Origin of the sequence: Parasphingorhabdus sp., assembly GCF_048267785.1 — a bacterium.
GTDB lineage: Bacteria > Pseudomonadota > Alphaproteobacteria > Sphingomonadales > Sphingomonadaceae > Parasphingorhabdus.
Genome location: NZ_JBLWWU010000017.1, coordinates 29,437 through 55,899, shown reverse-complemented (window position 1 = coordinate 55,899; position 26,463 = coordinate 29,437). Strand labels below are relative to the sequence as shown.

General features: G+C 52.7%; 25 protein-coding genes. 11 read left to right on the top strand and 14 right to left on the bottom strand.

Features of this window, described 5'->3' with window-relative positions; translation table 11 throughout:
• Positions 1-29: 29 nt before the first annotated feature.
• The 4 genes from ACN0VD_RS13440 to ACN0VD_RS13425 form a co-directional block, all read right to left on the bottom strand.
• The gene (locus tag ACN0VD_RS13440; RefSeq protein WP_417595092.1) at positions 30-578 is read right to left on the bottom strand and encodes a nuclear transport factor 2 family protein; all 549 of its coding nucleotides are present in this window, start codon (positions 576-578) and stop codon (positions 30-32) included.
• Positions 532-2,958, bottom strand: coding sequence for a TonB-dependent receptor (locus ACN0VD_RS13435; RefSeq protein WP_417595090.1), 2,427 nt, complete (start codon positions 2,956-2,958; stop codon positions 532-534). The genes ACN0VD_RS13440 and ACN0VD_RS13435 overlap by 47 nt, the downstream gene beginning before the upstream one ends.
• 351 nt (positions 2,959-3,309) lie before the next feature.
• Positions 3,310-4,338 carry an AraC family transcriptional regulator gene (locus tag ACN0VD_RS13430; RefSeq protein WP_417595088.1) on the bottom strand — a complete coding sequence of 343 codons (1,029 nt, stop codon included), beginning with the start codon at positions 4,336-4,338 and terminating at the stop codon, positions 3,310-3,312.
• 26 nt (positions 4,339-4,364) lie between these two features.
• The gene (locus tag ACN0VD_RS13425; RefSeq protein ID WP_417595086.1) at positions 4,365-5,114 is read right to left on the bottom strand and encodes an aspartate/glutamate racemase family protein; all 750 of its coding nucleotides are present in this window, start codon (positions 5,112-5,114) and stop codon (positions 4,365-4,367) included.
• A 303-nt stretch (positions 5,115-5,417) separates the two neighbouring features.
• Between ACN0VD_RS13425 and ACN0VD_RS13420 the strand changes: the two genes are divergently transcribed.
• The 3 genes from ACN0VD_RS13420 to ACN0VD_RS13410 are packed head-to-tail and all read left to right on the top strand — an operon-like array spanning position 5,418 to position 8,242.
• Positions 5,418-5,786, top strand: a complete 369-nt coding sequence (locus ACN0VD_RS13420; RefSeq protein WP_417595084.1) for a hypothetical protein — start codon at positions 5,418-5,420, stop codon at positions 5,784-5,786.
• Positions 5,783-6,973, top strand: coding sequence for an aromatic ring-hydroxylating oxygenase subunit alpha (locus ACN0VD_RS13415; protein ID WP_417595082.1), 1,191 nt, complete (start codon positions 5,783-5,785; stop codon positions 6,971-6,973). Before ACN0VD_RS13420 ends, ACN0VD_RS13415 begins: the two co-directional genes overlap by 4 nt.
• A gap of 39 nt (positions 6,974-7,012) precedes the next feature.
• Positions 7,013-8,242, top strand: coding sequence for an NAD(P)/FAD-dependent oxidoreductase (locus tag ACN0VD_RS13410; RefSeq protein WP_417595080.1), 1,230 nt, complete (start codon positions 7,013-7,015; stop codon positions 8,240-8,242).
• Here the strand turns inward: ACN0VD_RS13410 and ACN0VD_RS13405 are convergent.
• Positions 8,239-9,147 carry a LysR family transcriptional regulator gene (locus tag ACN0VD_RS13405; protein WP_417595078.1) on the bottom strand — a complete coding sequence of 303 codons (909 nt, stop codon included), beginning with the start codon at positions 9,145-9,147 and terminating at the stop codon, positions 8,239-8,241. The two genes, ACN0VD_RS13410 and ACN0VD_RS13405, sit on opposite strands and share 4 nt — an antisense overlap.
• Positions 9,148-9,248: 101 nt before the next feature.
• Between ACN0VD_RS13405 and ACN0VD_RS13400 the strand changes: the two genes are divergently transcribed.
• The 7 genes from ACN0VD_RS13400 to pcaD are packed head-to-tail and all read left to right on the top strand — an operon-like array spanning position 9,249 to position 14,969.
• On the top strand, positions 9,249-10,412 hold the full coding sequence (locus ACN0VD_RS13400; RefSeq protein WP_417595076.1) for a muconate/chloromuconate family cycloisomerase: 1,164 nt from the start codon (positions 9,249-9,251) through the stop codon (positions 10,410-10,412).
• The gene (gene catC / locus ACN0VD_RS13395) at positions 10,412-10,696 is read left to right on the top strand and encodes a muconolactone Delta-isomerase (protein ID WP_417595074.1); all 285 of its coding nucleotides are present in this window, start codon (positions 10,412-10,414) and stop codon (positions 10,694-10,696) included. The genes ACN0VD_RS13400 and catC overlap by 1 nt, the downstream gene beginning before the upstream one ends.
• 23 nt (positions 10,697-10,719) lie before the next feature.
• Positions 10,720-11,625, top strand: coding sequence for a dioxygenase (locus ACN0VD_RS13390; RefSeq protein ID WP_417595072.1), 906 nt, complete (start codon positions 10,720-10,722; stop codon positions 11,623-11,625).
• Positions 11,622-12,329, top strand: a complete 708-nt coding sequence (locus tag ACN0VD_RS13385) for a CoA transferase subunit A (RefSeq protein WP_417595070.1) — start codon at positions 11,622-11,624, stop codon at positions 12,327-12,329. The genes ACN0VD_RS13390 and ACN0VD_RS13385 overlap by 4 nt, the downstream gene beginning before the upstream one ends.
• On the top strand, positions 12,329-12,985 hold the full coding sequence (locus ACN0VD_RS13380) for a 3-oxoacid CoA-transferase subunit B (protein ID WP_417595162.1): 657 nt from the start codon (positions 12,329-12,331) through the stop codon (positions 12,983-12,985). The genes ACN0VD_RS13385 and ACN0VD_RS13380 overlap by 1 nt, the downstream gene beginning before the upstream one ends.
• A complete protein-coding gene (pcaF, locus tag ACN0VD_RS13375) occupies positions 12,982-14,175 on the top strand; it encodes a 3-oxoadipyl-CoA thiolase (RefSeq protein ID WP_417595068.1) in 1,194 nt (397 codons plus the stop codon). Before ACN0VD_RS13380 ends, pcaF begins: the two co-directional genes overlap by 4 nt.
• Positions 14,172-14,969, top strand: a complete 798-nt coding sequence (pcaD, locus tag ACN0VD_RS13370; protein WP_417595066.1) for a 3-oxoadipate enol-lactonase — start codon at positions 14,172-14,174, stop codon at positions 14,967-14,969. Before pcaF ends, pcaD begins: the two co-directional genes overlap by 4 nt.
• On the opposite strand, the gene ACN0VD_RS13365 is transcribed toward pcaD, so the two are convergent.
• From ACN0VD_RS13365 to ACN0VD_RS13355, 3 genes are all read right to left on the bottom strand, one after another.
• The gene (locus ACN0VD_RS13365; protein ID WP_417595064.1) at positions 14,962-15,987 is read right to left on the bottom strand and encodes an AraC family transcriptional regulator; all 1,026 of its coding nucleotides are present in this window, start codon (positions 15,985-15,987) and stop codon (positions 14,962-14,964) included. The two genes, pcaD and ACN0VD_RS13365, sit on opposite strands and share 8 nt — an antisense overlap.
• Positions 15,988-16,121: 134 nt before the next feature.
• Positions 16,122-16,919: an SDR family oxidoreductase gene (locus tag ACN0VD_RS13360; RefSeq protein ID WP_417595062.1), complete on the bottom strand. Its 798-nt coding sequence runs from the start codon at positions 16,917-16,919 to the stop codon at positions 16,122-16,124.
• A 3-nt stretch (positions 16,920-16,922) separates the two neighbouring features.
• Positions 16,923-19,352, bottom strand: coding sequence for a TonB-dependent receptor (locus tag ACN0VD_RS13355; protein WP_417595060.1), 2,430 nt, complete (start codon positions 19,350-19,352; stop codon positions 16,923-16,925).
• 247 nt (positions 19,353-19,599) lie between these two features.
• Here ACN0VD_RS13355 and ACN0VD_RS13350 point away from each other — a divergent pair, with 247 nt between their 5' ends.
• A complete protein-coding gene (locus tag ACN0VD_RS13350; RefSeq protein WP_417595058.1) occupies positions 19,600-21,102 on the top strand; it encodes a flavin-containing monooxygenase in 1,503 nt (500 codons plus the stop codon).
• Between the two features lie 94 nt (positions 21,103-21,196).
• On the opposite strand, the gene ACN0VD_RS13345 is transcribed toward ACN0VD_RS13350, so the two are convergent.
• From ACN0VD_RS13345 to ACN0VD_RS13320, 6 genes are all read right to left on the bottom strand, one after another.
• Positions 21,197-22,294 (bottom strand): NADH:flavin oxidoreductase/NADH oxidase, encoded by a 1,098-nt coding sequence (locus ACN0VD_RS13345; protein WP_417595056.1) that lies wholly within the window; start codon positions 22,292-22,294, stop codon positions 21,197-21,199.
• 81 nt (positions 22,295-22,375) lie between these two features.
• Positions 22,376-22,678 (bottom strand): non-heme iron oxygenase ferredoxin subunit, encoded by a 303-nt coding sequence (locus ACN0VD_RS13340; protein WP_417595054.1) that lies wholly within the window; start codon positions 22,676-22,678, stop codon positions 22,376-22,378.
• Between the two features lie 12 nt (positions 22,679-22,690).
• Positions 22,691-23,251 (bottom strand): nuclear transport factor 2 family protein, encoded by a 561-nt coding sequence (locus tag ACN0VD_RS13335; RefSeq protein ID WP_417595052.1) that lies wholly within the window; start codon positions 23,249-23,251, stop codon positions 22,691-22,693.
• Complete coding sequence (locus ACN0VD_RS13330; protein ID WP_417595050.1) at positions 23,218-23,580, bottom strand: hypothetical protein; 363 nt, start codon at positions 23,578-23,580, stop codon at positions 23,218-23,220. Before ACN0VD_RS13330 ends, ACN0VD_RS13335 begins: the two co-directional genes overlap by 34 nt.
• 35 nt (positions 23,581-23,615) lie before the next feature.
• Positions 23,616-24,836: an aromatic ring-hydroxylating oxygenase subunit alpha gene (locus tag ACN0VD_RS13325; protein WP_417595048.1), complete on the bottom strand. Its 1,221-nt coding sequence runs from the start codon at positions 24,834-24,836 to the stop codon at positions 23,616-23,618.
• Between the two features lie 135 nt (positions 24,837-24,971).
• Entirely contained in the window at positions 24,972-26,270 is a 1,299-nt protein-coding gene (locus tag ACN0VD_RS13320) for an acetamidase/formamidase family protein (RefSeq protein ID WP_417595046.1), read from the bottom strand.
• Between the last annotated feature and the right edge of the window lie 193 nt (positions 26,271-26,463).

Genomic DNA, 26,463 nt, shown 5'->3' with positions numbered 1-26,463 from the left:
TACGTCTCCTTTTATAATGAGGGAACCGCTCAAGCATCTGCTAGTGAAGCCGGCTTTTCCCGCCAACCTTCGGGATAATGAGATATAAGTTCGGCTTTCAGTTCCAGACGGCTGAAGCGCCAACGATCCTTGTCAGCCACGGCCTGTGCCTCGTACCGACCACCGATCCAATAGGATTTGCCCGAGGATGAAGTGGCAACTTCCCACAGATAGAACTCCACATTACCACTGGTACCATCCTCGAAAAGCTCGACCCGAGGAGAAACAAGATAGTGCAACGTCCAGCAAAATCCTGTTTCTGAATTGCCTGCAACGCCTTCGGCTATTGCTTCGCGCCCTTCCAAGGTATCATATTGGTCGATCACGAAAACGGCATCTTCAGAAAACAGTGGTCGCAACGCTGTGGCAGAGGGGCCTGCATCAAAAGCTCTGCCTAGATCAACAATCAGATCATCAATAGCGCGGAGGCTTTCCAACTTGTGAATACGCGCTTCGAGCGAGATAGCAGGCGAATGCGCCCCTTTCTTCATGTCAGAAACGGTAATTGGCACGCAAATACCATTCACGCGGGCGGCCATATACACCCTCGGTCAACCCACCAAAATCATCTGTATATCCTGACCCGAGATAAACTTCTTTAGTCAGGTTTTTGACGCCAATGGCCAGGCCCCAGTCGGTGTCTTCGGCATCGAAAGCGAGCGATGCATTGATCAAGTGATAGCCATCCTGCACCAACAAGGGCGTATTGACGGCATCATTGTAAACACGTGAGCGATAGGACCAATCAACGCGGGGCCGAAAACTGCCAAGTCCGTCTGCGTAGATTTTATAGGAAATACCAGCACTCAACGTCCATTTTGGCGCGTTCTGCAGCTTGGTATCTGTCGTGACACCGGCACTGAGCGCACGCAGGTCAACATCACGATATCCGGCATCGAGATAACCTATGCCTGCCTCCAATGTTAGTTCGTCAACAGGCTCAGCCAGTATTTCTAGTTCAAAGCCCTTGATTCGCGCTTGCGCCGCGTTTTGGATGATCGGCGCAAAACCGAGCGTAGGGTCGTTCACTGTTATCTGCAGATCATCGTATTCATTCTGGAACACTGCACCGTTGATACGTAACTGTCGGTCCAGCAGATCTGACTTGAAACCGATTTCATAGGTGGTGCTGGTTTCGGGCCTGAAGGAAGGAATATTGGCAAAAGGCGGGAACACGCGCTGAGTAAAGCCGCCGCCCTTAAATCCTTGAGAATAGGAAATATAGGTCAGCAATTCGGGGTTCCAGCGATAGGAAAGGCTAATCATAGGCGTCCAAGCCGTGTCCTTGATTGTTGCAACCGTTCCGAGCGCCCCCATTAACGGATCGCCATCCTGTAAACCCGAACCATCCGGATTGTACGGTGCGCCGGTCAGAAAGCCGGCTTCAACAACATATTGATTGGAATTGTTGAAGCTTTTTTTGTCCTGCGTCCAGCGTATGCCTGCAGTGAGGTTCAGATCAGGAACAATTTCTGCCGTGCCTTGGCCAAAAAAAGCAAGGCTTTCGCCATCCAGCACTGCGCCACTTAGGAATATCGCGTCGACGATATTCACCAAATCCTTATGATTGCCACTTTCATCGGAATAATATCCGCCCAACACCCAGTTGAAGCGTCCATCCGCGAAGTCACCGAGCAGCTGAACTTCCTGTGAAAACTGTTCCTGCTTCCAATCACTGTTGGTCTGCACGATGCTAGCCGGACTGTGATCCGAATCACGCGTCCAAAAGCCGGTGACCTCGCGATAGGCAGTGATCGACTTGAGTGACAGATTATCAGCGAACTGCCATTCGACCGTTCCAGATACACCCCAGATATTGACATCTGAACCTGAGCGATAAGGCTCTGGATTGCCGTTAGTGAAAGCATCTGAAATCGCGGTGAATGTACCGCCATGCTGATAAGGACCAAGCTCCCACTGACTGTTGAAACAGCGCGTATCGGTCAACCGAGAAGGGTTGCCGACGTCGGCGCAGATGGCTCCAGCACCCGAGAAATTGGCGTTCCACTCCGCCGCTGCGGGCGCATTTTCATTGATTGCCAAGGCTACATTCGGTGCGGATTCCTCGCGAGAACGCGAACCGTCAATTGAAAGGTCGATAGTGAGGTTGGACGTAGGCTCCAATCGCAGGGCAAATCTGCCAGCCAACTGATCCGTGTCGCCTAGGTCGGGTGCACCGGCGATCACACCCTTCACATGACCATCTCGCCGATGGTAGAAACCTGCAAGACTAGTATAGACACCATCTGCCAGCGGGATATCGACGGAGCCTTTGAGCTGAAAGCGGTCAAAGCTGCCAGTAGTGGCTTCGAGAGATCCCATAAACTCATTGCCCGGCTTACGGGTAACGACGCTGACCGCACCGCCGATCGTGTTCCGGCCAAATAAGGTACCTTGTGGCCCCCTTAACACCTCAATACGCTCAACATCGAGAACATCGAGAACGTTGCCAACACCACGGGAAATATACACGCCGTCGAGATAAAGACCAACTCCAGGGTCTGCAGAAAGTTGGTAATCATTCTGGCCGATGCCGCGGATGAAGATGGCGGCAGTCGCATTACTCGCGGAAACGGGAACGGAGCTATTGAACTTCACATTCGGTGTAAAATCGCCGATCTGCGTAACATTATCGATGGCGCGATCTCTTAGCCCTTCGGACGTGACCGCAGAAATTGAAATGGGAGTGTCCTGCAGCGATTCCGCCCGGCGGCGTGCAGTCACCACGATAGCCTCAAGACCACCGGATTGCTCTTCGGCTATCGGCGCTGTCGTCGTTTCCTGAGCTTGAGCGTGAGAAAGCGGGAATCCAAATCCAGCAAAGCAGACGCTCAAAAACAAGCCTTTACGGAGCTTAATCTTGACCGGCCAAGAGTGCGAGATACAACGGTGTAAAGCTAGGCTATTTGGATTTTTCATAATTTTTCCCCGATTTTCTTGAGCATCATATGTAACGGTAAGTTATTGAAACTCATTTATTTATGAGGCCTGCTCTTGCACACCCCGCTTCGTCGTCCTCCGGCAAACTTTAGAGAACCCTTTTTTCTACCAATCATGCGATCGCGCTATCCTATGAACGCAGCAACAGACACCACACTGCGATCGAGTAATCGCGAAATCGGGTTACCGGGTTATCGGGTTATCGAGATAGGGGGGCGACAAGCAGGGTAAATGGCGCAATGGAATGCCGCGCAATACCGATTTTGCGGTAGTGTTTGAACGTACGAAAAACGCCTTCAGAAGAAGGACAAGTCAGTTAAGACCCATAAATCAGTTGGGTCCCATTTTTTTAAGCGTTTCCGAGGGAAGTTCGCCGAACCGCCCATGATAATCACGTGCGAACTTGGAAAGGTGCGTAAAACCGCATTCAAGGGCGATCTGCGTCACCGTCTGCCCGGCATCTGCCCCGCTTCGCAACTGGCTATTAGCCAACACAAGGCGACGGTTCTTTAAATAGTTCATCGGCGTCGTGTCACGAAAACGGCGGAAGCCCGCATGAAGTGATCTCGCAGAAACGCCCGATACCTCAATCATTTCATCTAATGCGATGGGATCACATAGATGAGCATCGATAAATTCCTCGACCCGGCGGACATAATAAGGAGCGGCTGCCGATACAGGCGAATTGAATAAATCAGAATGATTATGCGGGACTGCAGCCAGCAATAGACGATGTAACGTCTGCTCTACTGCACTTGCTGCACGCAAGTGGGTGAAGGCGGAAACACCGTCACTCATATCATCGCAAATGGTGCGCACAAGTCGAGCAAAGGCTACAGCAGCTCCCTGTAGCGGCACCGGTTTAGGCGAGAAATGCAGCTTCCCCGGGCGAAAACCTAACTCCTGCGCCAACACTGCCTCAATGTCGGTTTTCTCTATTTTCACAGTAAAGTGCAGGTATCCTTCACAAAAAACCTGGCGAACCGGCTCGTCTGGATCAAGCACGCACATTTCGCCGCAGCACAGATCGAAACTGGAATTTCCTTGGGTAATTTCTGCCGATCCCGACAGTGAGAACTGCACTAGATACAGCTCCTCCATAGGTGGAATCTTGACACTAACCCGTCCAGAGCGATTGCCGTAATCCGTTGCGTTAAAAGTAACCGACTTCAGCGAAGCCTGATGGTGCCTAAAATCAAGAGCGGAATTAACACCTTCTATCTGCAGATCATGCGGGCAGAACATCTTTGTCATGTGGTCATGTATTTCGTTAATGTCCTGCGTCGCCAATCGCGCCATACCGGGAAGCGGGATCGCCTTGCCATCCCACCTATTTCGTGTTGATGCTTGCATCATCATTGATGTTCTCCCTTGCCAAAAATTTGTTACGGCCCCCGATCGCCAGAAAAGATGTCATGCATCACACGGTCAGGATTTTGATAATATATTTTGCTCTGGGACACGCCTAAGTCGAGCATCATTTGACAAGTTTTGAAACCAATCAGTCCAGGATTGAGTACAGGAACATCAAGTTGTTCTGACAAGAATAGATGTGAATCGTGCATGGTCGTAGAACCAAGAATCAGGACATCTGCTCCATCTTGCTTCAATGCCAAATGCGCTGCTTCCAACAAGGCAGGAAAAACTGCATCCTCTTTGCCGGCTAACAACTCTGCGGTATCTGGACGCACGTTGATTGAGCGGACCGAAGCCAGTCGGCCGTCCAAACCTTGTTCGCGCAGAACCTTATCATACAGCCAGTTCCATCGGTCCCACATACTTAAAATGGAGAAGTGTCTTCCGAGCTGGCAGGCGACATGATAGGTCGCTTGCGCGGTACCGACGACTGGGATAGTCAGACGTGAGCGCAAAGCGGCCACACCGGAATCGCTCATGGAATTGATGCAAACCGCATCAAAACCCTGATCCTCTGCCTTTGCACCGGCCTCGAGGCAAAATGCATCGGCGACGGCGCCTTCATAAAGGGAACCTAAAGCACCCTCACCACGAGCGGCGCAGTCAAATACCACCTGCGTATCATTGTCCAACATATGGCTGGGGATTTGACTAGCAAAAGCATCAAGCGCGGCACTTGATACCGGAACAGGAACAATCATCTTAATGCGTCGAGTCAAATGCGAACTCCTAGATATCGCTGCAAGACGGCCGTAAACCGCTCTGACCATTCTGAAATACCAAAAGGCCATGTCAAACATGCTCTTGGCGAGGCAATTAAGTCAAATACCAATTTTCCAAAATATCAGACCCACAAGGTATAATGTAAATCCTGTCGAGCATATATGAATTGGAAAGATCGCTTTTCCACACAATTGCAACAAATTCCGCACTCAGCGGCCATGTAATGCACAGGGAGGATAGCGAACATAAAACTCACGCCACATGATCACGCTCGACATAAAGACAAGGAGTAAGAGATATTGACTGATAAACTTCCCAAAGGATTTAGCAATCTCGCCCCTTACCTCGACTGGGCTCGATCAACGGAACTGAGCCGGAACGAAAAACGCTGGTCTGCTACACTCGAAGACAGCCAAGCCTTTTACGACACTATGCTGGCACATGCCCCTGCGGCGCTGGACTATCTTAACCAGTTTACATTGGATCACATTTCTAGACCAGAAAACGATGCGGACAGGCGATTGCTCGATCTATGTCTCTCGCTCGCGGAAGTATCCGCGACTGTGGAGATGTATGAAAATCCGCAACCCAAATATGTTTTTCCCATTCAGCGATTTGTTCCAACTCACGACGCCTGGCCTCTAGCCAGAAAGGGAGACCGCACATGACTACTCCACCCTGCCGTTTCATGGACCAGTACCCAGAAGAGGGTCGCGATCCTGTCGACGTTGGCCGCTATACTTCAAATGAATATTTCGACAAAGAGCGCGAGTCCGTATTCCGCCGCAAATGGCTGAATGTCGGCAATATACTTGAGGCTCCAAAGCCCGGCGACTATTTCGTTGCAGATATCGAAATCCTCAATGCATCGCTGCTTATAATACACGGGAAAGACGGTGTTTACCGTGCTTTTCACAACATGTGCTCGCATCGTGGCGCGCCGGTAGCTTGGGAAAAGAAAGGAAGCTGCAAGGGGTATCTCGCCTGCCGCTTTCATGGTTGGGTCTACGATACAACCGGCAAGCTAGTCCAGATTTCCGACGCCGCAAACTTCCCCAATGTGAATGCCGAAGAGAATGGCCTTACTGCTGTCCATTGTGACGTTTGGGAGAATTTCATCTTTGTAAACATGGCATCCGAACCGGAGGAAACATTGGCGCAGTTCCTTGCCCCCGTCTCCGACGAAATCAGCCGCTTCGATTTCAGCGGTTTTACGCCGGCGTTCTCTTATCGCATCGAAGAAAATGTGAATTGGAAAACGCTGCAAGAAGCGCAGTTGGAAGGCTGGCACCTCCCGTTTCTGCACGAAAAAACGCTCGCCCGCGCTGTCAAGCTGGAAGGCAATCAGTATCGCCACGCCGGTATAGAATTGCATGGCCTGCACGGTGTCCTAGGATCTCCACCACCGGATAGTTTCGTACCGCCACCGGTGGCAGAGCTTGCCAGCCGCTTCGGTACCGGTACGGTTCAGGCCTTTGGCGCAAAGCTTGAAAACAAGGGCGAAGGCTATCGTTTCCGCGGCTCTTTCGATTTCTGGCATATATTTCCCAACTTCTTTGTTGGCTTGCTAAACGGCCTGTATTTCACGTTCAATATCTGGCCTGTCGCGGCTGATCGCAGCGTGTGGGAAATCAAGGGTTATTATCCACCTGTGAACAATGCCGGTGAGCTGTTCGCACTTGAATATTCGAAAGTAGGGCTGCGCGATCCCATGATGGAAGATTGCTACACGCACGAACTAATCTCTGCCAATCTCAAATCCGGTGCCAAGAAGCACATCCATTTTCAAGATGAGGAAATCCTAGCCCGGCATCTTGGAAATGGCGTGGACCTGTGTGTGCGCGGCCTCGCCTGAGCCGAACGCTCGGATTGCTCACGTCCTGTTTCGGAGACCATGTTGAACCAGAACACAATATTTGATGTTATTATAATAGGCTCCGGCCATGCCGGTGCGGCCTTGGCCATATCTCTTCGAAAGAAGGGATTTACCGGATCAATCCTGCTGACGGGTGAGGAAGCGATTCTGCCCTATGAACGTCCACCCCTGTCTAAAGAATATATGCAAGGAAAAATCGGGGACGAGCAGCTGCTGATCCGACCAGACGAATTCTGGACGGATCAGCGGATTACCCTTGCTATGGGCTGCGCGGTCAACGAACTCAATGCATCACAACAATATGTCGCGTTAGCCGACGGGCGCACTCTCGGGTTTAATTGGTGTGTTTTGGCAACGGGCGGCAAAGTACGTAGACTCAAGTGTGAAGGAGCCGATTTGCCTAGCATACACTCTTTACGCAATCTCGCGGATGCCAAAAGCATTCGCGATGAACTGACCGAGGTCAGCAAAATAGCGGTAATCGGTGCAGGGTATATCGGGTTAGAGTTTGCAGCTTCTGCACGCGAACTAGGCAAATCGGTCACGGTGATCGAAACGCAAGATCGCGTGCTGTCGCGCGTCACTTCCCCTGTAATCGCCAGTATTCTTGAAGAACAGCATATTCGCCACGGCGTCACCTTTCATTTTGGGCAAGGCGTTAGCGCTTTTCATGGAGATGGAGCGTTGCAATCCATCGCTCTTGAAGACGGCACGACGATACCTGCGCAAATGGCCATTTGCGGTATCGGGATCGACGCTGAAACAGGTCTGGCAGAGACTGCAGGCCTCGATTGCGACCAGGGCGTGCTGGTGGATTCCTGTTTTCGCACTTCGTCACCCGGCATCCTCGCCATCGGCGATTGCTCGCGCCACCCCAACCCATTTGCAGGGAGTCGCTGGCGGCTAGAATCGGTCCAGCATGCGCAGGATTCTGCTGAAACTGCCGCTGATTTAATCATCGGTGAAATATCACCCTATGCACAGGTTCCCACCTTCTGGTCTCAGCAATATGATTTGCGCCTGCAATCTGCTGGCCTGAACATAGATGCGGATGATATCATCATCCGCGGGGCAAAAGGCAGCACACCCTTTTGTGCAATCTACACGCGCAAAGGACAAGTCATTGCGATTGACGCGATCAATGCCCCCCGCGACTTCATGGCCGCACGTAGGTTGATCCAGCAAGGGTCAAAGCCAGACCGCTCGAGTCTTACTGACATCGACATTCCCTTGAAGTCACTGGTCTAATCATGCCCACCTCCTTCTCCTCCGGCATGCAATTGACAACTAATGTCAATCAAAGCTTTCAGTTCCGTGGAAACGTCCCCGACACGGTGAATCATGGTAATAGGCGATGTTGGCGAACTTTCTGCAATAGGCAGAAAGCAAACATCATCACGTTGCATCCGTTGTACGGTTTCAGGCACCAGGCAAATGCCCGCATGAGCTGCTACAAGACCGACGGCGGTCTGCAATTCGCGCACCTCCATTATGGAGACGGGATCAAGACCAAGATCATAAAAGGCGTCGAGTACTTGATCGGCATAGCTGGGCCGTACGGGGCGCGGGTAAACGATCAAATTTCGGGTGGCCAATTCAGCAAGATTAACGGGTACCGCTCTTTCCGCAAGCAGGTCATCCGCTGGCACCACCGCCACAAGCCTATCTTCTGCAAGCACGAGACGGCGGATGGCCAGATCTTCTATCCGCAAGCGACCATAACCTACATCGATCCTTCCCTCCTTCAGCGCGGAGATTTGTTCGACCGTCGTGCATTCCAGCAGGGAAATGTCAAGATGGCGCATCTGCGAGCGGAAAAGACGGATCACCTGAGGCAAAAGACCGTAAAGCGTGGAGCCGGCAAAGCCGATCACGAAACGGCGACGTTCTGCATCCGCGATATGGCCCATACTCGCTTTAAGCTGATCTATGCTGGCGAGGATACGAATAGCATTTTCATACAGCAATCGTCCCGCATCGGTCAGGAGTATCGGTCTGACATCACGATTAAAAAGATCACTGCCCAACTCTTCCTCAAGCTGTCGAATCTGTCTGCTAAGCGGGGGCTGGGCGATGTGCAGCATTTCAGCCGCGCGGGTAAAATTCCGCGTATCAGCAACTGCGACGAAATAACGAAGATGCCGAAGCTCCATAAAATACCCCACTGGTATAAAGTTATGCCAAATCGGTCTCTGGCGCGGACTTCTCCGTACCATAAGACACTCACAGTATCAAGAAATGGAGAGATGGCTATATGGCAATAACCATTGAGCGTGTCGAAAGCTGGATTATAGATATACCTACAATACGGCCGCATGTTCTTTCGATGACGTCAATCAACAAGCAGGTTATGATGCTTGTTTTCGTTACCTGCTCGGACGGCATCACTGGCGTCGGCGAAGGCACAACAATTGGTGGCCTCAGCTACGGCAACGAAAGTCCCGAGGGCATGAAGCTCGCCATCGATCTTTATTGTGAACCGCTTCTGCGCGGTCAGGATGCGCTAGTTCCGGCAGCCGTCATGTCCCGAATCCGCCAACACGTGGTCGGAAACCACTTCGCTAAGAATGCTTTGGAAACTGCACTTCTGGATGCATCGGCGCAACGTGCCGGACTACCTCTGTCAGATTTACTTGGGGGCCGAGTGCGCAAGCAGCTACCCGTCCTCTGGGTTCTAGCGAGCGGCAACACACAGGTCGACATCGAAGAAGCCGAAAGCATGATTGAGGCCGGCCGCCACAACGTCTTCAAGCTGAAAATCGGCAAGCGCGCCATGGTAGATGATATTCTTCATGTTGCAGAGATAAAACGTGCCTTGGGCGACCGCGCTTCCATTCGAGTTGATGTGAATCAGGCGTGGCATGAACATCATGCCTTACGCGGCGCCCACCTGCTGGCCGATGCCGGCGTTGATTTGATCGAGCAACCGCTCCACCGTGCTAACAGGCTGGGGCTGCGCCGACTCGCACGCCGCTCACCCATCCCGATTATGGCAGATGAGATACTCCAGGGTACGGATGATGCGTTCGATATCGCACGGAACAGCGGCGCTCAGGTATTTTCGGTCAAGCCAGCGCAAGCCGGAGGGCTCTTCGCTGCCGGGCAAATCGCCACGATAGCCACAAACGGACATATCGGAGTGTATGGCGGCACCATGCTTGAAGGTGCCATAGGCACTATGGCTTCTGCTCAACTTTTTAGCACGTTTGACGCACTGGAATGGGGTACCGAACTGTTCGGCCCATTACTCCAGACTGAGGACATTCTCACCGAACCACTCACATATCGTGATTTCGGGCTTGAGCTTCCGACGGGTATCGGACTCGGCGTCACGCTCGACATGGAGAAAGTCAAAAAGTTTCGCCGCAATGGGTCGACCCGGACCATTGTTACTTCAAGCGCAATAGGAGTGCACTAATGTTATTCATGGTACATATGGATGTCCAAGTCCCGCATGATTTTGACGCTGCAGAATTTGCCCAATTGAAGGCCGCCGAAAAGATCCAGGCGGAGGAATTGCAGCGATCGGGCAAATGGCGGCACCTTTGGCGCATTGTCGGACAGTACGCGAATGTCAGCATATTTGATGTTAATGATCCGGCCGAGTTGCATGATATCATGATGAGTCTGCCACTTTTCCCCTTCATGACGATCGAAGTGACTGCACTGTGCCGTCATCCGTCCGCCATCAACCAAAAATAAAAACCAGCATTTAGGAGAGTAACATGACCAATATCGTTCATTCGACAGAAGTTCAATCACTGCTCGATCGCGCAGCGGGCATCAATGAAGACGGCGGCAACCCGCGGCTCAAGATTATCCTGCGTGACACGCTTGAAATGCTTATGACTGTTATTGAAAAGCATGACATTAGCGAAGATGAATTCTGGTTAGCTGTGCGCTTCCTGCAAGATGGTGTCGACGAATTCGGGCTTATTGCACCTGGTTTGGGAATCGAACATTTTCTCGACCTGCACATGGATGCAAAAGATGCGGAATCAGGTAGGACCGGTGGCACGCCGCGTACTATTGAAGGACCGCTTTACGTCGCCGGCGCACCTTTGGTGAACGGCGATGTAACCAAAACCAACGGCGTCAACTTGACGACCGATCCGGACGATACAGAAACCCTGACCATGTCCGGTCAGATCACCGGCCCCGACGGCGAGCCGGTAAAGGATGCCATCTTGCACGTGTGGCACGCCAATTCCAAAGGGTTCTATTCACATTTCGACCCCACCAGCGAACAAAGCCCGTTCAACAATCGGCGTCGCATCAAACTTGGGCCAGACGGCCGATACGCCTTCCACTCGAAAATGCCGCGCGGATATTCGGTTCCGCCTGATGGCGCGTCGGACCGACTTATGCAGGCACTAGGTCGCCACGGCGACCGCCCCGCCCATGTGCATTTCTTTGTCGAGGCACCCGGATATCGCACGCTGACCACGCAGATCAATTTCGGCGACGATCCCAACGCACATAACGATTTCGCTTTTGGTACGCGCGAAGGCTTGCTGCCGATCCCTGATCGCAGCTCGGGCCAGCCGGTCATCCCCTTCAACTTTCAACTCCAACGGGCGCAGTCTTCTGATGACGAAGGCTTTTCTAACCGGGCGCGTGCAACGGCGTGAACAAGACATATGATACGCCAGCGAAAGCCCTGGACGGACTGCTTTTTGACGGGATGACAATCATGTCAGGGGGGTTTGGCCTGTCGGGCAATCCTGAAAGTCTGATCCCGGTAATTCTCGAAGCCGGAGTTAGAGGGCTTACTGTCATCTCGAACAATGCCGGAGCTGATGGCTTTGGCCTGTGGATGCTGCTCAAGAACCGTCAAATTGACAAAATGATTGCTTCTTATGTTGGCGATAACAAACTGTTTGAGCAGCAATATTTGTCAGGCGAACTGGAGCTGGAGTTGACCCCCCAGGGAACGTTGGCCGAACGCATTCGCGCAGGTGGTGCGGGTATTCCGGCCTTCTACACGCGTACCGGCGTGGGCACGGTGGTGGCCGAAGGTAAGCCTGTTGATACCTTCGACGGGCAAGAGTATGTGCGCGAAAAATGGCTCAGAGCTGATCTTGCCATTATCAAGGCTTGGCGCGCAGACCCTGAAGGCAACCTCCAATTCCGCAAGACCGCCCGCAATTTTAATCCCAACATGGCCACCGCCGCCAGAGTGACGGTGGTGGAAGTAGAAGAGCTTGTCCCGTCGGGGACGTTTGACCCCGATTACGTCCACACTCCCGGCATTTATGTCGACCGTATAGTCCTTAGCACGATCAATGAAAAACGGATCGAGAATCTAACCGTCCGATCGCGGGAGAAATCATGATGGCTGGTTGGACCCGAGATCAGATAGCCGCCCGCGCCGCCGCCGAGCTCCGCGATGGATTTTACGTCAACCTTGGTATTGGCATTCCGACGCTGGTTGCAAACCATATCCCGTCAGGGATGAATGTCACCCTCCAATCCGAGAACGGAATGTTGGGCATGGGACCGTTTCCCTTTAAGGACGAAGTCGACCCCGACCTGATTAATGCTGGCAAACAGACAATCACCGAACTGGACACGTCCAGCTTCTTCTCCTCGGCCGACAGTTTCGCAATGATCCGAGGCGGACATATAGACTTGACCGTATTGGGTGCGATGGAAGTCAGTCGGGATGGTGACATTGCCAACTGGATGATCCCGGGCAAGATGATAAAAGGGATGGGCGGCGCAATGGACCTTGTCGCAGGCGTCAAGCGCGTTGTTGTAGTGATGGAACATTGCGCCAAGGATGGCAGCCCCAAGATTAAAGAGCGCTGCGAATTGCCGCTCACTGGCAAGGGCGTGGTGGACATGATCATCACCAATTTTGCCGTATTTTCTGTAGACAAGGAGCAGGGAGGACTAACCTTGATAGAACTGGCCGAAGGCATCTCACTCGCGGAGGTGACACGAGCCACCGGCTGTCAATTTTTGACTGATGCCGGAGTATCACCATGAACGATGTATTTCTATGCGACGGTATCCGAACACCAATCGGCCGCCTAGCAGGTGCTCTTTCCGGCATTCGAGCAGATGACATGGCCGCTCTTGTTATAAAACAGCTATTGATACAAAATCCAAACCTTGACGCTGATGCAATCGACGAGGTTATGCTGGGATGTGCCAATCAGGCGGGTGAAGACAATCGCAATGTTGCCCGCATGGCGGGTTTACTGGCCGAACTCCCACAATCGGTAGGCGGAATGACAATCAACCGGCTTTGCGCGTCTGGTCTCGATGCCGTCGGCACAGCAGCGCGTGCGATCAAGGCCCAAGAAGCCGAACTGGTGATTGCTGGCGGCGTAGAAAATATGAGCCGCTCCCCTTATGTCCTGCCGAAGAGCAGCAAGGCATACGGGCGTGATCAGCAGGTTGAAGATACGACAATCGGTTGGCGCCTGATCAATCCAGCAATGCGCAAGGCATACGGCGTCGACTCCATGCCACAGACGGCCCAGAATCTCGCAGACGAATTGTCCATCTCGCGCCACGATCAGGACAGCTTCGCTTTTCGCAGCCAGCAACGGGCAGCGGCGGCAAAAACATTCCATTCTGGAGAGATTGTACCGGTTGAAACGGGCAGTCCCGACCGCCCCTGTTCATTTGAAACGGATGAACATCCCCGTGAATCATCCGTACACATACTGTCTAATCTGCGACCGATAGTGCGCAGCGACGGCTCGGTAACTGCAGGCAATTCCTCCGGCGTCAATGATGGTGCAGCAGCCTTAGTGCTGGCCAGTGCCGCTGCGGCCGAGCGCCACGGCCTGACCCCGCGGGTTCGGATATGCGGAATGGCGTCGGCTGGCGTCGCCCCGCGCATCATGGGTATCGGACCGGTTCCGGCAACGGAGAAACTGCTGGACAGGCTCGGCTGGGCGATCAATTCAGTGGATCTCATTGAACTCAATGAAGCTTTCGCGGCGCAATCGCTGGCAGTTCTACGTGGGCTAGGACTTCCCGATGACGCAGATCACGTCAATCCGCATGGCGGCGCCATTGCGCTGGGCCATCCCTTGGGGATGTCCGGAGCTCGGCTGGCACTAACCGCAATGCGCGGGCTGGAGCAAGCTGGTGCCAAACGCGCGTTGGTGACGCTATGTGTTGGAGTTGGACAAGGCCTTTCGCTGGCAATGGAGCGCGTATGACAAAAAATGGTAAGGCTCGAATGAGCGACGGCGCATTGATCGATTGGCAAATGGATGGTGACAATGATTCACCGATAATATTGTTGTCTAACTCATTGGGCACAACCCGCTCGATGTGGGACCGCCAGATTGCCGGCCTCTCCTCTCGTTTCCGTGTCTTGCGTTACGACACGCGCGGCCACGGAACCTCAGACGTCACGCTAGGCAGCTATGGGTTGGACCGGCTGGGACGCGATGCCGTCGAACTGCTTGATGCACTGGGAATCGAACGAGTACATTTCTGTGGTGTCTCACTGGGCGGGATGACCGGTCAATGGCTTGGTGTGTATGCAGCCGACCGGCTTGACCGGCTGGTCTTAGCCAATACCGCACCCTACATGGGGCCGCCATCCGCTTGGCAAGGCCGAATCGATACGGTGCTGGCGGGACCATCCGGCAACATGGCGAGCATTGCCGATGCGGTTATCCAACGATGGTTCACGCCCTCATTTATCGCCGCCAATCCTGAATTAATCGGCGTCATGAGGTCAAACCTGCTGGCCTGTGCCGCACCAGGTTATGCCAGCTGCTGCGCCGCCATTCGCGACATGGATCTGCGGCCAGTGATCCAGCTGATCACCTGTCCCACGCTTGTTATTAGTGGACTACAGGACTCTGCCACCCCCCCTGAGCAAGGTGCCATAATAGCCGATGCGATTTCGGACTCTCGCAACATCGAGTTGGACGCCGCACATCTTTCCAACATTGAACAGCCAACGTCTTTCAATAAGGCTGTGCTCAGTTTTCTCAGTTGAATTTACGGAGGGTTTCGGACGGCAGTTCGCCATACATATTCTTGTATTCCGCAGAGAAGCGACCGAGCTGGTAGAAATGCCATCGACAAGCTATTTCGGTAACCGTTTCTCCCGATTGCGGTTTCATCAGATCCTCCCGAGCTCTTTCTAAGCGAATTGACTTTAGATATGCCATCGGCGATGTCCCGCGAAAGCGACGAAAACCGTCAAACAGTCCGCGTGCGCTCACCTCACTAACTTCAACTAACTGTTCAACGCTTATAGACTGGTCCGCATGAGCCAGAATATACTGTTCGGTTCGCCGTACATGATGGGGGGCGATCTTGCACGGTTGTGGACGCATATGCTCCGAATAATTACTGGGATGACTTTCCAGCAACTTAAAGATGAAAAGGGTCTGGAGATTCTCCACAATGGAACGCTCGGAGTCTTGGTTAGGCCCAGAAAGTTCCATCGAGAGGAGAGAGGCATAGTGCCAGCAATTGGCAAGTTTAGGTGTTAATTGCATAGATTGGGCGAAGCGCAGCTTCTTGCTCAGAGGCCGTCCCAGCAACATCATCGCATGATGCTCGAGCACACCATTGCTAATCTGAACGACGCGTTGGATGCAATCACCAGACCACCGCATGCGCCTCAAATCGCCAGTATCGACGACCGAAGCTGTCTCGAGATCACTGTCGATCGTCAGCTCGCTCGTACCAATCTCCGCTGCGCCGGACAATGGCTGCATCAACAGCAGCATATCCTCGTCTTGAATTCCTTCTATATCGACAATGGTACCATAGCCCATCGCACCGATGCCGATCTTGTCCAGTCGGCGATGATTGAGCCAAGCCTCTAAATGATCGCCGCGAGAAGCAAGCTGGAGGTCATGCGGGCAGTAGGTTTTGGCTATTTGGTCCCGCACCTCACACAGGTTATTAGAAGCGAAAACATTGGCATCTCGCATTAGTTGGTCGATACCAAAATTCCCCGTGTCGTTCGAGGGATGGTCTCTTCTTTCCGAAAAGATTGCCATGGAACTTCCTAAAATTTTGCAGTGATAAATGGAACATTTCAGTGCATTTCTGTCAAGATCATACTAAACCTTATATCATCACGATCAAAATTGATTGCACTGACGGGCGGAATATTGCAGCTAGGGTCGCATTCCTATCCTTCCATGAGCGTAGAAATGGGGTTTCCGGTCTGCTCCGGACCCAAAGCGAGATAGCCCCCATCCACTGCCACTTCCGAGCCTGTAACAAAACTTGCAGATTCCGAGCACAAAAAGAGGACTGCTCCGGCCAACTCGGATGCATCGGCAATACGCCCCGGCATGTGGAATGCCCCGCCCAGTTCATCTACCTTGGCCCGATCATCCGAGCTGATTACCTTCATTATATTGGACCATGTCCAACCCGGTGTAACAGCATTAACGCGCACGCCTCTTGAAGCAAACTCTAATGCCTGACTACGTGTCAGTTGCGCCACTGCAGCCTTAATAGCGGGATATACGAAGCGTCCAGCCTGTGCGCGATGGGCGCTAATGCTCGAGAAGTTGACAATCGCACCTTTTCGCTCGCCCAATTCTTCGCTCAGTTTCTGAGCCAATATAGCCCCTCCGACAAGGCCGACGTCTAGTGCCTTGAGCCAGTCCTCGCGTGAGGTTGCAAGTCCATCATCCAAATATGATGTGGTAACATTAATCAAGAAGTCCACCCCCCCGAAGGCCGCTCTGGCAGAGTGAATACACGCGTCAATTGCAGCATCATTGGTGACATCAGTCTCCACGAAAATCCCCTGCTTACCGCACCTGATGGCGGCATCCTGACCTCCTTCAACATTAATGTCCGCAATTACTACATTACAGCCTTGCCGGACAAATGCCCTTGCTAGTTCTGACCCGATCAGGGTTGCCCCTCCAGCGATCAGGGCGGTTCGACCCGCCAGATCTTCATAGATTGCCATCAATCAAAAACTCCATTTAATGCCTGCTGACCACTCGCGCGGGCGCGAAAAAAGATGCTCGAAGAGTCCAAAGGATGCACCATAAACACCAGTCTGCAGATAGCGCTCATCGGTGATGTTTGTGACAGCCACCATCAACGCGATATTTTGATTTGGGAAAGTGTAGGAAATATTGGCATTGAGTAGGTGGTACCCAGGCTGGAACAGCTCAGGTGAATTGAGCGCGTCCATAAAAGTACCCGAACGATAAGACCAATCCAGTCTCGCCAGCACATCGGCTCCGTTGGCAAGATCGAAGGATTTCGAAATAGAGGAGCTCAAGGTCCAATCCGATACGCGCTCGAACTGGGAGGCCAGTGAAATTTCCGTTGCGGCTGGATCTACAGCTGTGAACTGAGGATCAAGGAAACCAAGACTACCTTCAAAAAACCAACCCCCTCCAGGCGCAAAACGAGCTTCCAATTCGACGCCCTTTATTTCTGCAGATGCAGCATTCTTGGTAACGGGCGCGATGCCGGTAAAGACTTGAACCTGCAAATCATCGTAATGGGTCTGGAAGATCGCTGCATTCACTGTCAGCCTGCGATCGAAGAACTGGGATTTAAAGCCCAGTTCAACAGACTCTGCTGTTTCCGATCCGAAATTAGGTACATTTGCCTGAGCGGGAAATACACGCTGAACAAAACCACCGCTCTTGAACCCTTGCGAATAAGCGCCATAAATCATCACATCCTGAGCCACTTCAAGTGATATATTGGCGCTGGGCGTAAAGGAACTTTCGTTCCGATGAACCCTTTCGAACGGCAGTATACGCTCGGAAGGCGTGTTGGGGCTGGCGGCCAACAGTGCTCCTCCGGTCTTGTCCGCCAGAATAACCTGATCCGGAAGGAAACTCTTTCGGTCATCAGTATAGCGGAGGCCCAAGGTCAACGACAGCGGTTCAATCGGGTTCCAAGTTGCTTGTCCAAATGCGGCATAACTTTCTGTGCTGAACAAGCCGCCTGATCTGAAGGTTACGGGAGTAAAGTCCAGAGAATTGATATTATTTCCTTTTTCCTTAAAATAATATAGACCGAAAACATAATTTAGCCGGTCATCCGCGCTTGATCCAAGCACTTGTAGTTCTTGGCTAAACTGGTTCTGTCGTAATATGTCATTGAGCTGGAGGATCGTAAATGGCGAGTGGTCCCCATCTCGGGCATATTCACCATTGACTTCGCGATAGGCTGTGATGGATTTGAGCTGAACAGGTCCCAAATCCCATTCCACGACCCCGCTTGCGCCCCACAGATCGTTCCGCGAAAATTGCGCCCCCGTCCCAGCGTCTGCATCATTCCCAACGACAAAACGGTCACTGAAGCATGCGGCGGCACCTGACTGCGGGCTATACGGATCAAAACCAAAGCAGGGCTGCCCACCCAAGAGTGCACCAAAGTAATTGTGCAGCAACGTAAAATTATCAGTCGGGGCATCAAAAGGTGGATTGAGAACGTAAATACCGCCGGTAGCGGCACTCCCGGGAGCTAGAACTGGCAAATTGTCGGGATTAAAAATATCAGAATCATACGACACACCGGCCAGCGTAAACGCAGGGCCGTTGGAGCGATCTCGCGTACCCTCCGCCGAAAGACGAATTGTCAATCGGTCTGTCGCCTGCCACAAGAGGTCCAATCGGCCGGTCAGCGTTCCAACATCTCCAAGATCGCGCCCGTCGGACAGGTGGCGAACATAGCCATTTCGGTTGAAACTGGCGACAGACACCTTCGAGAAAAGATTGTCGGTCAAAGGCATATTGGCCATTGCTTTTACATCTAACCGACTGGCGCTTCCTGTGGTTACCTGCAAACTGCCGGAAGCAAATGGTTCTGGTGGCCGAGTCGTAACGCTGATAGCACCACCAATCGTGTTCCTTCCGAACAAAGTGCCTTGCGGTCCCCTTAGGACTTCCACCCGCTCCACATCCACAAGATCAAGCAACGCCCCCACCGAACGCGCGACATAAACGCCATCAACATAAACACCTACACCGGGCTCGGTCGTAGGCAGGAATTCCTTTTGTCCAATCCCGCGCATGTAAATTGCAGCAGACGACCCAGCACCGCCGAAACTGGGGTTATTCTGAATCGTAAGATTGGGTGAAATATTGGCTAATCCATCAATCTTCTGCATTCCGCGCGCCTCAATTGAAGCTCCGGAAAAAGCGGAGATGGCAAGTGGAACCGTCTGCGCACTCTCACTTCTCTTGCGCGCCGTAACGATGATTTCTCCGGAAAACACATCCGCCCTATCTTGCTCCTCTTGGATTTTGCCCCTGTCCTGCCCTTCGCCGTCTCGCGCCCAAGCCGCCCCCGGCAATACTGTCGAAGCGAGCAATGCCGCAACCAACGTACCGCCAAAGTTACACGATTCCAATTGCTTATCCGAAGTTTTCATAATGCGTCCTCCCCCAATATCACACCTTCTCGAGGTGCAATGATTACAACGCCATGAATTTGGATATTTGGATATGCGGCCAGTGCTCCCACTATGCAGCTATTGCGCAATATTCATGCCTCAGTTGCCGGTGAGACTCCGGACCACACAATGATGCCATTACCGCACATTCAGCGCACTGGCAGAATAGGCGGTGCCAACCACCTCCGTCATATCCGCGGTTAGAAAATATACCAGGATGAAACTAGTGGTTGATAGAATCGCAATTATTGGCGCCGGAATTGCTGGCCTCTGCACAGCAAAGGTGCTGCTCGAATTGGGTTATGAAGTCACCCTTTTTGAAAAGGAGCCAGATCTTGGCGGCGTCTGGTCCTCGTCACGGCGCTATCCGGGCCTGACCACTCAAAACCCTCGGGAAACATACTGCTTCTCAGACTGGCCGATGCCCAAAGACTATCCCGAGTGGCCCAATGGATCCCAGATGCAGGCTTATCTGCAAAGCTACGCCGACCACTTCGGTATTACGCCGAACATACATTTTTCGAGGGAGATACTCTATACCGAGCCTTTGTCTGATCAGCGGGGCTGGGAACTCGTCAGTAGCGGACCGACAGGTGAACAAAAGGATCAGTTTGAATGGCTGATTGCTTGCAACGGTATATTCTCGATACCTTCCATTCCCGCGTTTCGCGGCACGGACACTTTTTTAGCAACAGGTGGAAAAGTGCTGCACACCAGTCAATTAACCGATCCTTCCGAAGCGATGGAAAAACATGTGCTCATAGTTGGTTATGGCAAGTCGTCTTGCGATGTCGCAAATGCCGTTGCTCCCATAAGCGCAAGTTCCACTATGGTGGTACGACACCTGATTTGGAAGATTCCAAAGCGGATCGGCAATGTGCTCAACTTCAAGCATCTGTTCCTAAACCGGTTGGGGGAAGGCCTGTTTCCTTGGCGGAAACTTAAAGGGTTCGAGGCATTCCTGCACGGCCGAGGCAAATACTTACGTAACTGCATGCTTGCCTCAGTGCAGGCTGTTATTACACGACAACTGCGTTTGAAGAAGGTAGGGCTTGACCCTGGGACACCGCTGGAAACCATTGGAAGAAGTACCGTTAGTCTGGTCAGCGACGGCTTTTACGACAAGGTTGCCAATGGAACGATTGGCTTCGAACGGGAGGCGGAAATCGTCGAACTGTCCAGCGGTTCGGCGCGGATGTCTAACGGCAAGTCTGTTCCAGCAGATATCGTTATCTGCGGCACAGGCTGGCACCAAAGGGTTGACTTCCTTCCTGATGGTATTCGCGCCAAGGTCACTGACAAGCAGGGTAATTTCCGCCTATACCGGTCTATGATCCCACTCGGTGTGCCCCGCCTACTATTCAACGGCTATAACTCGTCGTTTTTCAGCCAATTGAATGCAGAGATCGGCGCCATTTGGTTAGCAGCCTACCTGAAAGGCCAGCTGGATTTGCCAACTATAGACTTGATGAGCGCCGATATCGATAGCCGATTAGCATGGATGGATGAGCGAACTGACGGTAAGCATTGTAAAGGGACCAATATTGTTCCTTTTTCGATCCATCACATTGACGAATTGCTGCAAGATCTGGAACTAGAACTACCGCGCGCGACCCGCATCCTGCAGTGGATTCGAACTGTTAGGGCCTCTGATTTCTCTATAGTCGGGCAACGCTTTGTAGCTCGCCAGTCCGCAGCTAGATCAATCCCAAATGGACCAAGCGCTTAAGACCTTCGTCTTCTAAATATGATAAAATAAAGGAGCAATCGTGCGGATAATCCTTGTTAAAAGGACTCGAATTGACATAGCGCTACTTTTTGGATCAGGCGGCTTGGTAGTGCTCTAGCCAGTGGGCATAGGGTGCTGGTAGCGTCCATGCGGGGCGTTTGATACCTAGCTCCAGCGCAGCGGTATAAGGCCAGCGTGGATTGACGAGAAGCGGTCGGCCTAACATTACGAGGTCAAGTGCGTCTTCGGAAATTAGCCGGTTAGCATTCTTCGGATGGCTGATCGACCAACTGGTTGAGCATGGTAACCCGGTTTCACGGTGCACTCGCTTCGCCGTCGGTACCATGAATTGGGCGGCTGAAGGGATATTCGCATCCGGCGTCGAAAAGCCTATACTAACGTCAATGAAATCAAGGCCCTGTGCCTTGAAGCGTTTTACCAGTTCAATTGATTCTGCGAGCGTCTCTTCGTCGCGCCCATCGAACTCGATAACGCCAAAGCGAGCACTTAGCGGCCGGTCCTTCGGCCAAACACGACGCACGTCCTCAAGCGTCTCTAACAGAAAGCGGGAACGGCATTCGATTGTGCCACCATAGTCATCAGTGCGATGGTTTGAACGGGCCGAAAAGAAGCTTTGGGCTAGGTAGCCGTGAGCAAAGTGGAGCATCAGCCATTCGAATCCGGCATCACGTGCGCGCTCTGCCGCCCGCACGAAATCTTGACGCACCCGCGCGATATCATCGAACGTCATTTCACGCGGCACCTTCGGCAAACCGGCGCCAAAAGCGATAGCGGACGGGGCAATTGTTTCCCAACCGCGCGCGTCGTCATCAGACATGTGATCGTCGCCTTCCCAAGGGCGGTTTGCACTGGCTTTGCGACCAGCGTGTGCGATCTGGATCCCAGGCACTGCGCCGGCCTTTTTGATTGCCTTGACCACCGGGTGCCATGCGTCGGCCTGCCCGTCAGTCCAGATGCCAGCATCGCCCGGACTGATCCGGCCATCCGGCGAAACTGCGGTTGCCTCGACGATGACCAGCCCTGCCCCACCTCTGGCCAAGCTTGCATAATGCGTCTGGTGCCAGTCATTTACAACGCCCTCTTCGGCCATATACTGACACATAGGTGAAACGGCGATCCGGTTGCGCAATGTTATGCCCTTCAGCGTGTAAGGGTCAAATAATGTCGGCATGGGGAACTCCGGCTACCAAATTCACTGAAAGAGCGTAATGTTCGATACTCATAGGGTCGACCTAGCCTCGCAAGCGTTGGCTTAGCGATCAATCACCAACTCATCTCCCTGCTCAACAACATCATAAGCGACAATATCTACGGAACAGGGTGCAGCGCGGGCCTCGCCCGTCCGAATACAGAAAGATCCCATGTGATATGGGCACATAATCTCGCCATTTTCGACGTAACCCTCCGCCAAGGATGCCTCGCCGTGGGAGCACATGTCATCGGTACAAAAGAACGCACCTTCCCAACGGTAAACTGCCACCGCGTGACCATCGGGCAGTTCTACCCGGAGCGGCTCATCTTCGGGTACATCTGCGGCTTTGCACAATATTTGCAAGAGAGTTTTCCTTCAGTTCTTCGAGAGCGACGGGATTGCCTCATCGTCATTTGTGACCTTGCCGTGCCAGGGGACGTCATTGGCGCTGGCAAGCCGGGGATCGAGACGCACCCAATCAAACAGCCATTGGCCATCATGCACGCTCAAACGGCTATCATACCATCCACCATACCAGGTGTCAGAGGCCTCATCATTTTGCTGCTTCATCGTGCACAATTCCCACAAATACCACCGACACACGGCGCCTTGTGCGGATTCATCAACGGTGATGAGCGGAGAGATCATATAGTGTAGCGACCAGGTAATGAAATCATTCGCCAGTCCCGAAAGACCTTTGGCGATCGCGTCACGGCCCACGAGTCGGGTGATGCCATCAGCTTCCCATGTTGCTTCGTCGCTAAACAACGGCCCGAGGATTTCAGGATCGTTTTTGCGATCTGCGCCAACGGCATAGGTAGCAATCAACTGACGAATTGCCTCAAACGCCTCGATCCGGCGAAGGCGGAGATCAATGTTATTGTCCGACCCGGGTTGCACAATCAGCGCGGCCCGTTGGGCGGCAAGGCCTGCCAAGTTTCGTCACTGCCATGGACGGCTAGCATACGGCCTTCTTCAAAAGAAAAAGGAACGCCCGTTTCGCCTTTGTAAAACTCAATATGCGGTGCGATCTCGGCCAAAGATAAGGCGAGATTGAAAATCCCTTGATGACTTTCAGGCAATTCTCCAAGCGCAAACTTGTCGCATTCGTCCAACACTGCCTCGATATGCGGGAGGACCCCGTCGTAAAAGGCAGCGAGTTCCGCTTCAGTTGCATTGCGTCTCGTCGTTGTGCGCTCATCCGCCGTCACAAGGTTCCACTTGGAAAACTTGGTGAGCGCCTCGAAACCCTCGGGAACGATCATTTTGGATTCTGTGGTCATACTTATCCCTCTCTCACTCACGCGTCGACTATATCGTCGACAACTTTGCAATTGTGACGAATAAGAATTTCCTCATCCTGCAAATGCTGGAACTTTTTCGCACCCGAAAGCATGGCGCGATAGGTGTTCTCCATCGTCGCGGTATCTTCCAGCCATGCATTTCGCTGCAAAACCATCGCTCGTTCGAATCCCCACAACTCACTGTGAGTGCGTGGCTTTTTGAGATAATACTTGCCTTCCCAAAGCGTCTTGTCATGAGCGATGGGCCAAAACTGGTGAGTAAACCAGATTCCCTCAGAAACATGCAGTAAAAGACTTGGAAACAATACGCTCAATTCAAAACCCCAATCCTCCTCACGATTGGGGTTCAAGCTCGGCGGCAAAGTTGTCGTATCGCCAGCCGCAGCCAGCGACCCACGCGAACGCTGGTTCGCGAGGTCTCCTATCGGCGTATGCGGGAGGTTTTCCAACTGCAGCCGAACGGAACAAGTGCGATGTGGCCCGAACAACTGCACATCTTCGATCCCCCCTTCAAACACATTGGGGAAAGAACCAGCATGGATTGTATCCACGTGATAAGCTTCTGCGAAAGCATCTGATGCGACCTTCCAGTTGCAATCAAGAGTGGTGTGATAGGTAAAACCAAAGTCGCATGCGTCGTAGTCAAATCCACCAAAATGATCCGCATAACCCCCAAGGAATTCGGTCAATGGCTGCACCGGCCCCGGATCGACATTAACAAAGATGAATCCGGCCCAAGTATCGCAATGAACTTCAGTTAAGCCATTTTCAGTTTTGTCGAAGCAGGGATAGAAACGGTCTTCCTGCGGCACGTTAACAAGCTCGCCCTTCGCATCATAGACCCAGCCGTGGAAACGGCAAGTGACCACACCCGCACGATTACGTCCGTAAGTTTCCTGTCCATCCTCGGTTATTACCGTATTGCTGCGGTGCGAACAGGCATTATGAAAGGCACGGATAACACCGTCCTTGCCGCGCATAATAATAATGGAAGTGTCCGCGCAATCGAGCCGACGGACTTTGTAGGAACCCTTTTCGGGAACCTCACGTTCCAGCGCGACATAAAGCCACTGCTTCTTAAAAATCCGGTCCTTTTCCTTCTGATAGTAGTCAGGATCAATATATGGCGTAACAGGCAGCGGTTCCTGCCCCAGTTCAGGGTACTTCCGGGCCCAGCGCCCGGGGGACCTGTCTACTCCACTAGCTTGACTTGCCATAATATTCTTCCTCTCAGGTTCTAGACCGCAATTTTCCCGTTTCAACGTGGTTCGGATAATGAAAGCGATAGACGGATACGGCTATCCCAACACTGCATTGGACTATGCGTTGACTGCAATATTCGGCTAAAATTCTTACGTATATTGTTCATCGACAAGGTGGCTGATGCCCATGCCTTCGATAATTTTACGGGGGCACATGAAAGTCACCCGAACCACACCCGGCAGACGGCTGATCTCGATCGAACCAGCAATCGTCGCGCGGTTCAGTATCTCGTCATAGGGCAGCCCGGTCACTTTTGCTGCGCGGTCCAGCCCGTTCTTGGTTGCGTCGTTGAGCGTCGCGCCGGAACCAATAAAGGTGATAGGAGCATTGTCCTCCACCTCGGCCTGGCCATATTTGTCACCCAGTGCCTTCACAGAGCTGCGCTCGGCGTCATCTAGGGGGCGAGCGAGATATGGCAGGTCATCCATAGTCTGCAGCAGGATCGGTCCATCGAGCTCTAAGCCCTTGATGACTTCGACCTGCAATTCGACCTCGCCAGCCACATCAGTGGCATGGCCGGCGATTTCACCATTGCCCTGCTGCGCATGCATATCGCCCATATAGATACCTGCACCCGGAATTTTGACCGGACAAATCAGAATCGAGCCCTGACGGACCGAATTGGTGTCCATATGGCCATCGGTCTTATGTTCATTGAGCTCTTCCTGCGTGAAGCTATAGCCGTGCGGCGCGTTCAGTAGAAAAGCCCCGAAATCACCCGCATTGTGAGAATCCGGCAGATCACGCGAAGGAGAAGTTCCGATATTACCCAAGAACGGCCGCATGCGCGAAGCCAGTCCTGAAATATCGGCACGGGCCAGCGCCAAGATGGAATGCTGGCCCGAATTGTCAGGCAAAGCAACATTGACTGCTGCATCGGCTGCCAATGTATTGGCAACTTCCTGGTTCACGGTTAACGCCATCTCATTCTCTCGATCGAGCACGATCACATAACCATTGCCAAACCGAAAAGCACTCACTTCGGCACCGCATTTATCGCAATGCACGGCGTCATCACCAATCCCCTCGATATGACTCGCGGGACTGGTCGTGCCACATGCTGGACATAGTTTGGCGACAAAAGGATCGCCGATATATCGGCCGTCGACAAAGTCCATGACGCCAGACGAGGTGGCCAACGAAGTTACATGCACCTTCTTAAGACGAATTGCGACAGCGTCACCGATTTCAGCCCCTTCGACCATTACCGGTCGCGTCACTTCATGTCCGCCTTGAAACTTGGGCGTAATCATTGGCCCCCAGCATCCGGGAGGCGTGCCCGAACGGATAGTCCCGCCGTCCTTGACCGTTCCGGCTGGCTCAATGCCGGGCCCGACAATTCCTCCGCTATATTCATAGACCCCGATTTCATCGCGAACTTGAACCATGCTATACTCCTCATTTGAACCGGGTATGCTGGCGTCTACATCCAGCGAACAGGAATGAATCCTTTGAGCAGAGGTTTGCATTTGTGTCGGGTAGCCGAAATGCGATTACTGCAAAGAATAGCCAGTCAGTGAAGGTAAATGAAAAAGCTCTAGGCTCGCTCTACATAACTGAACTTGCGACCGATGCGAGACG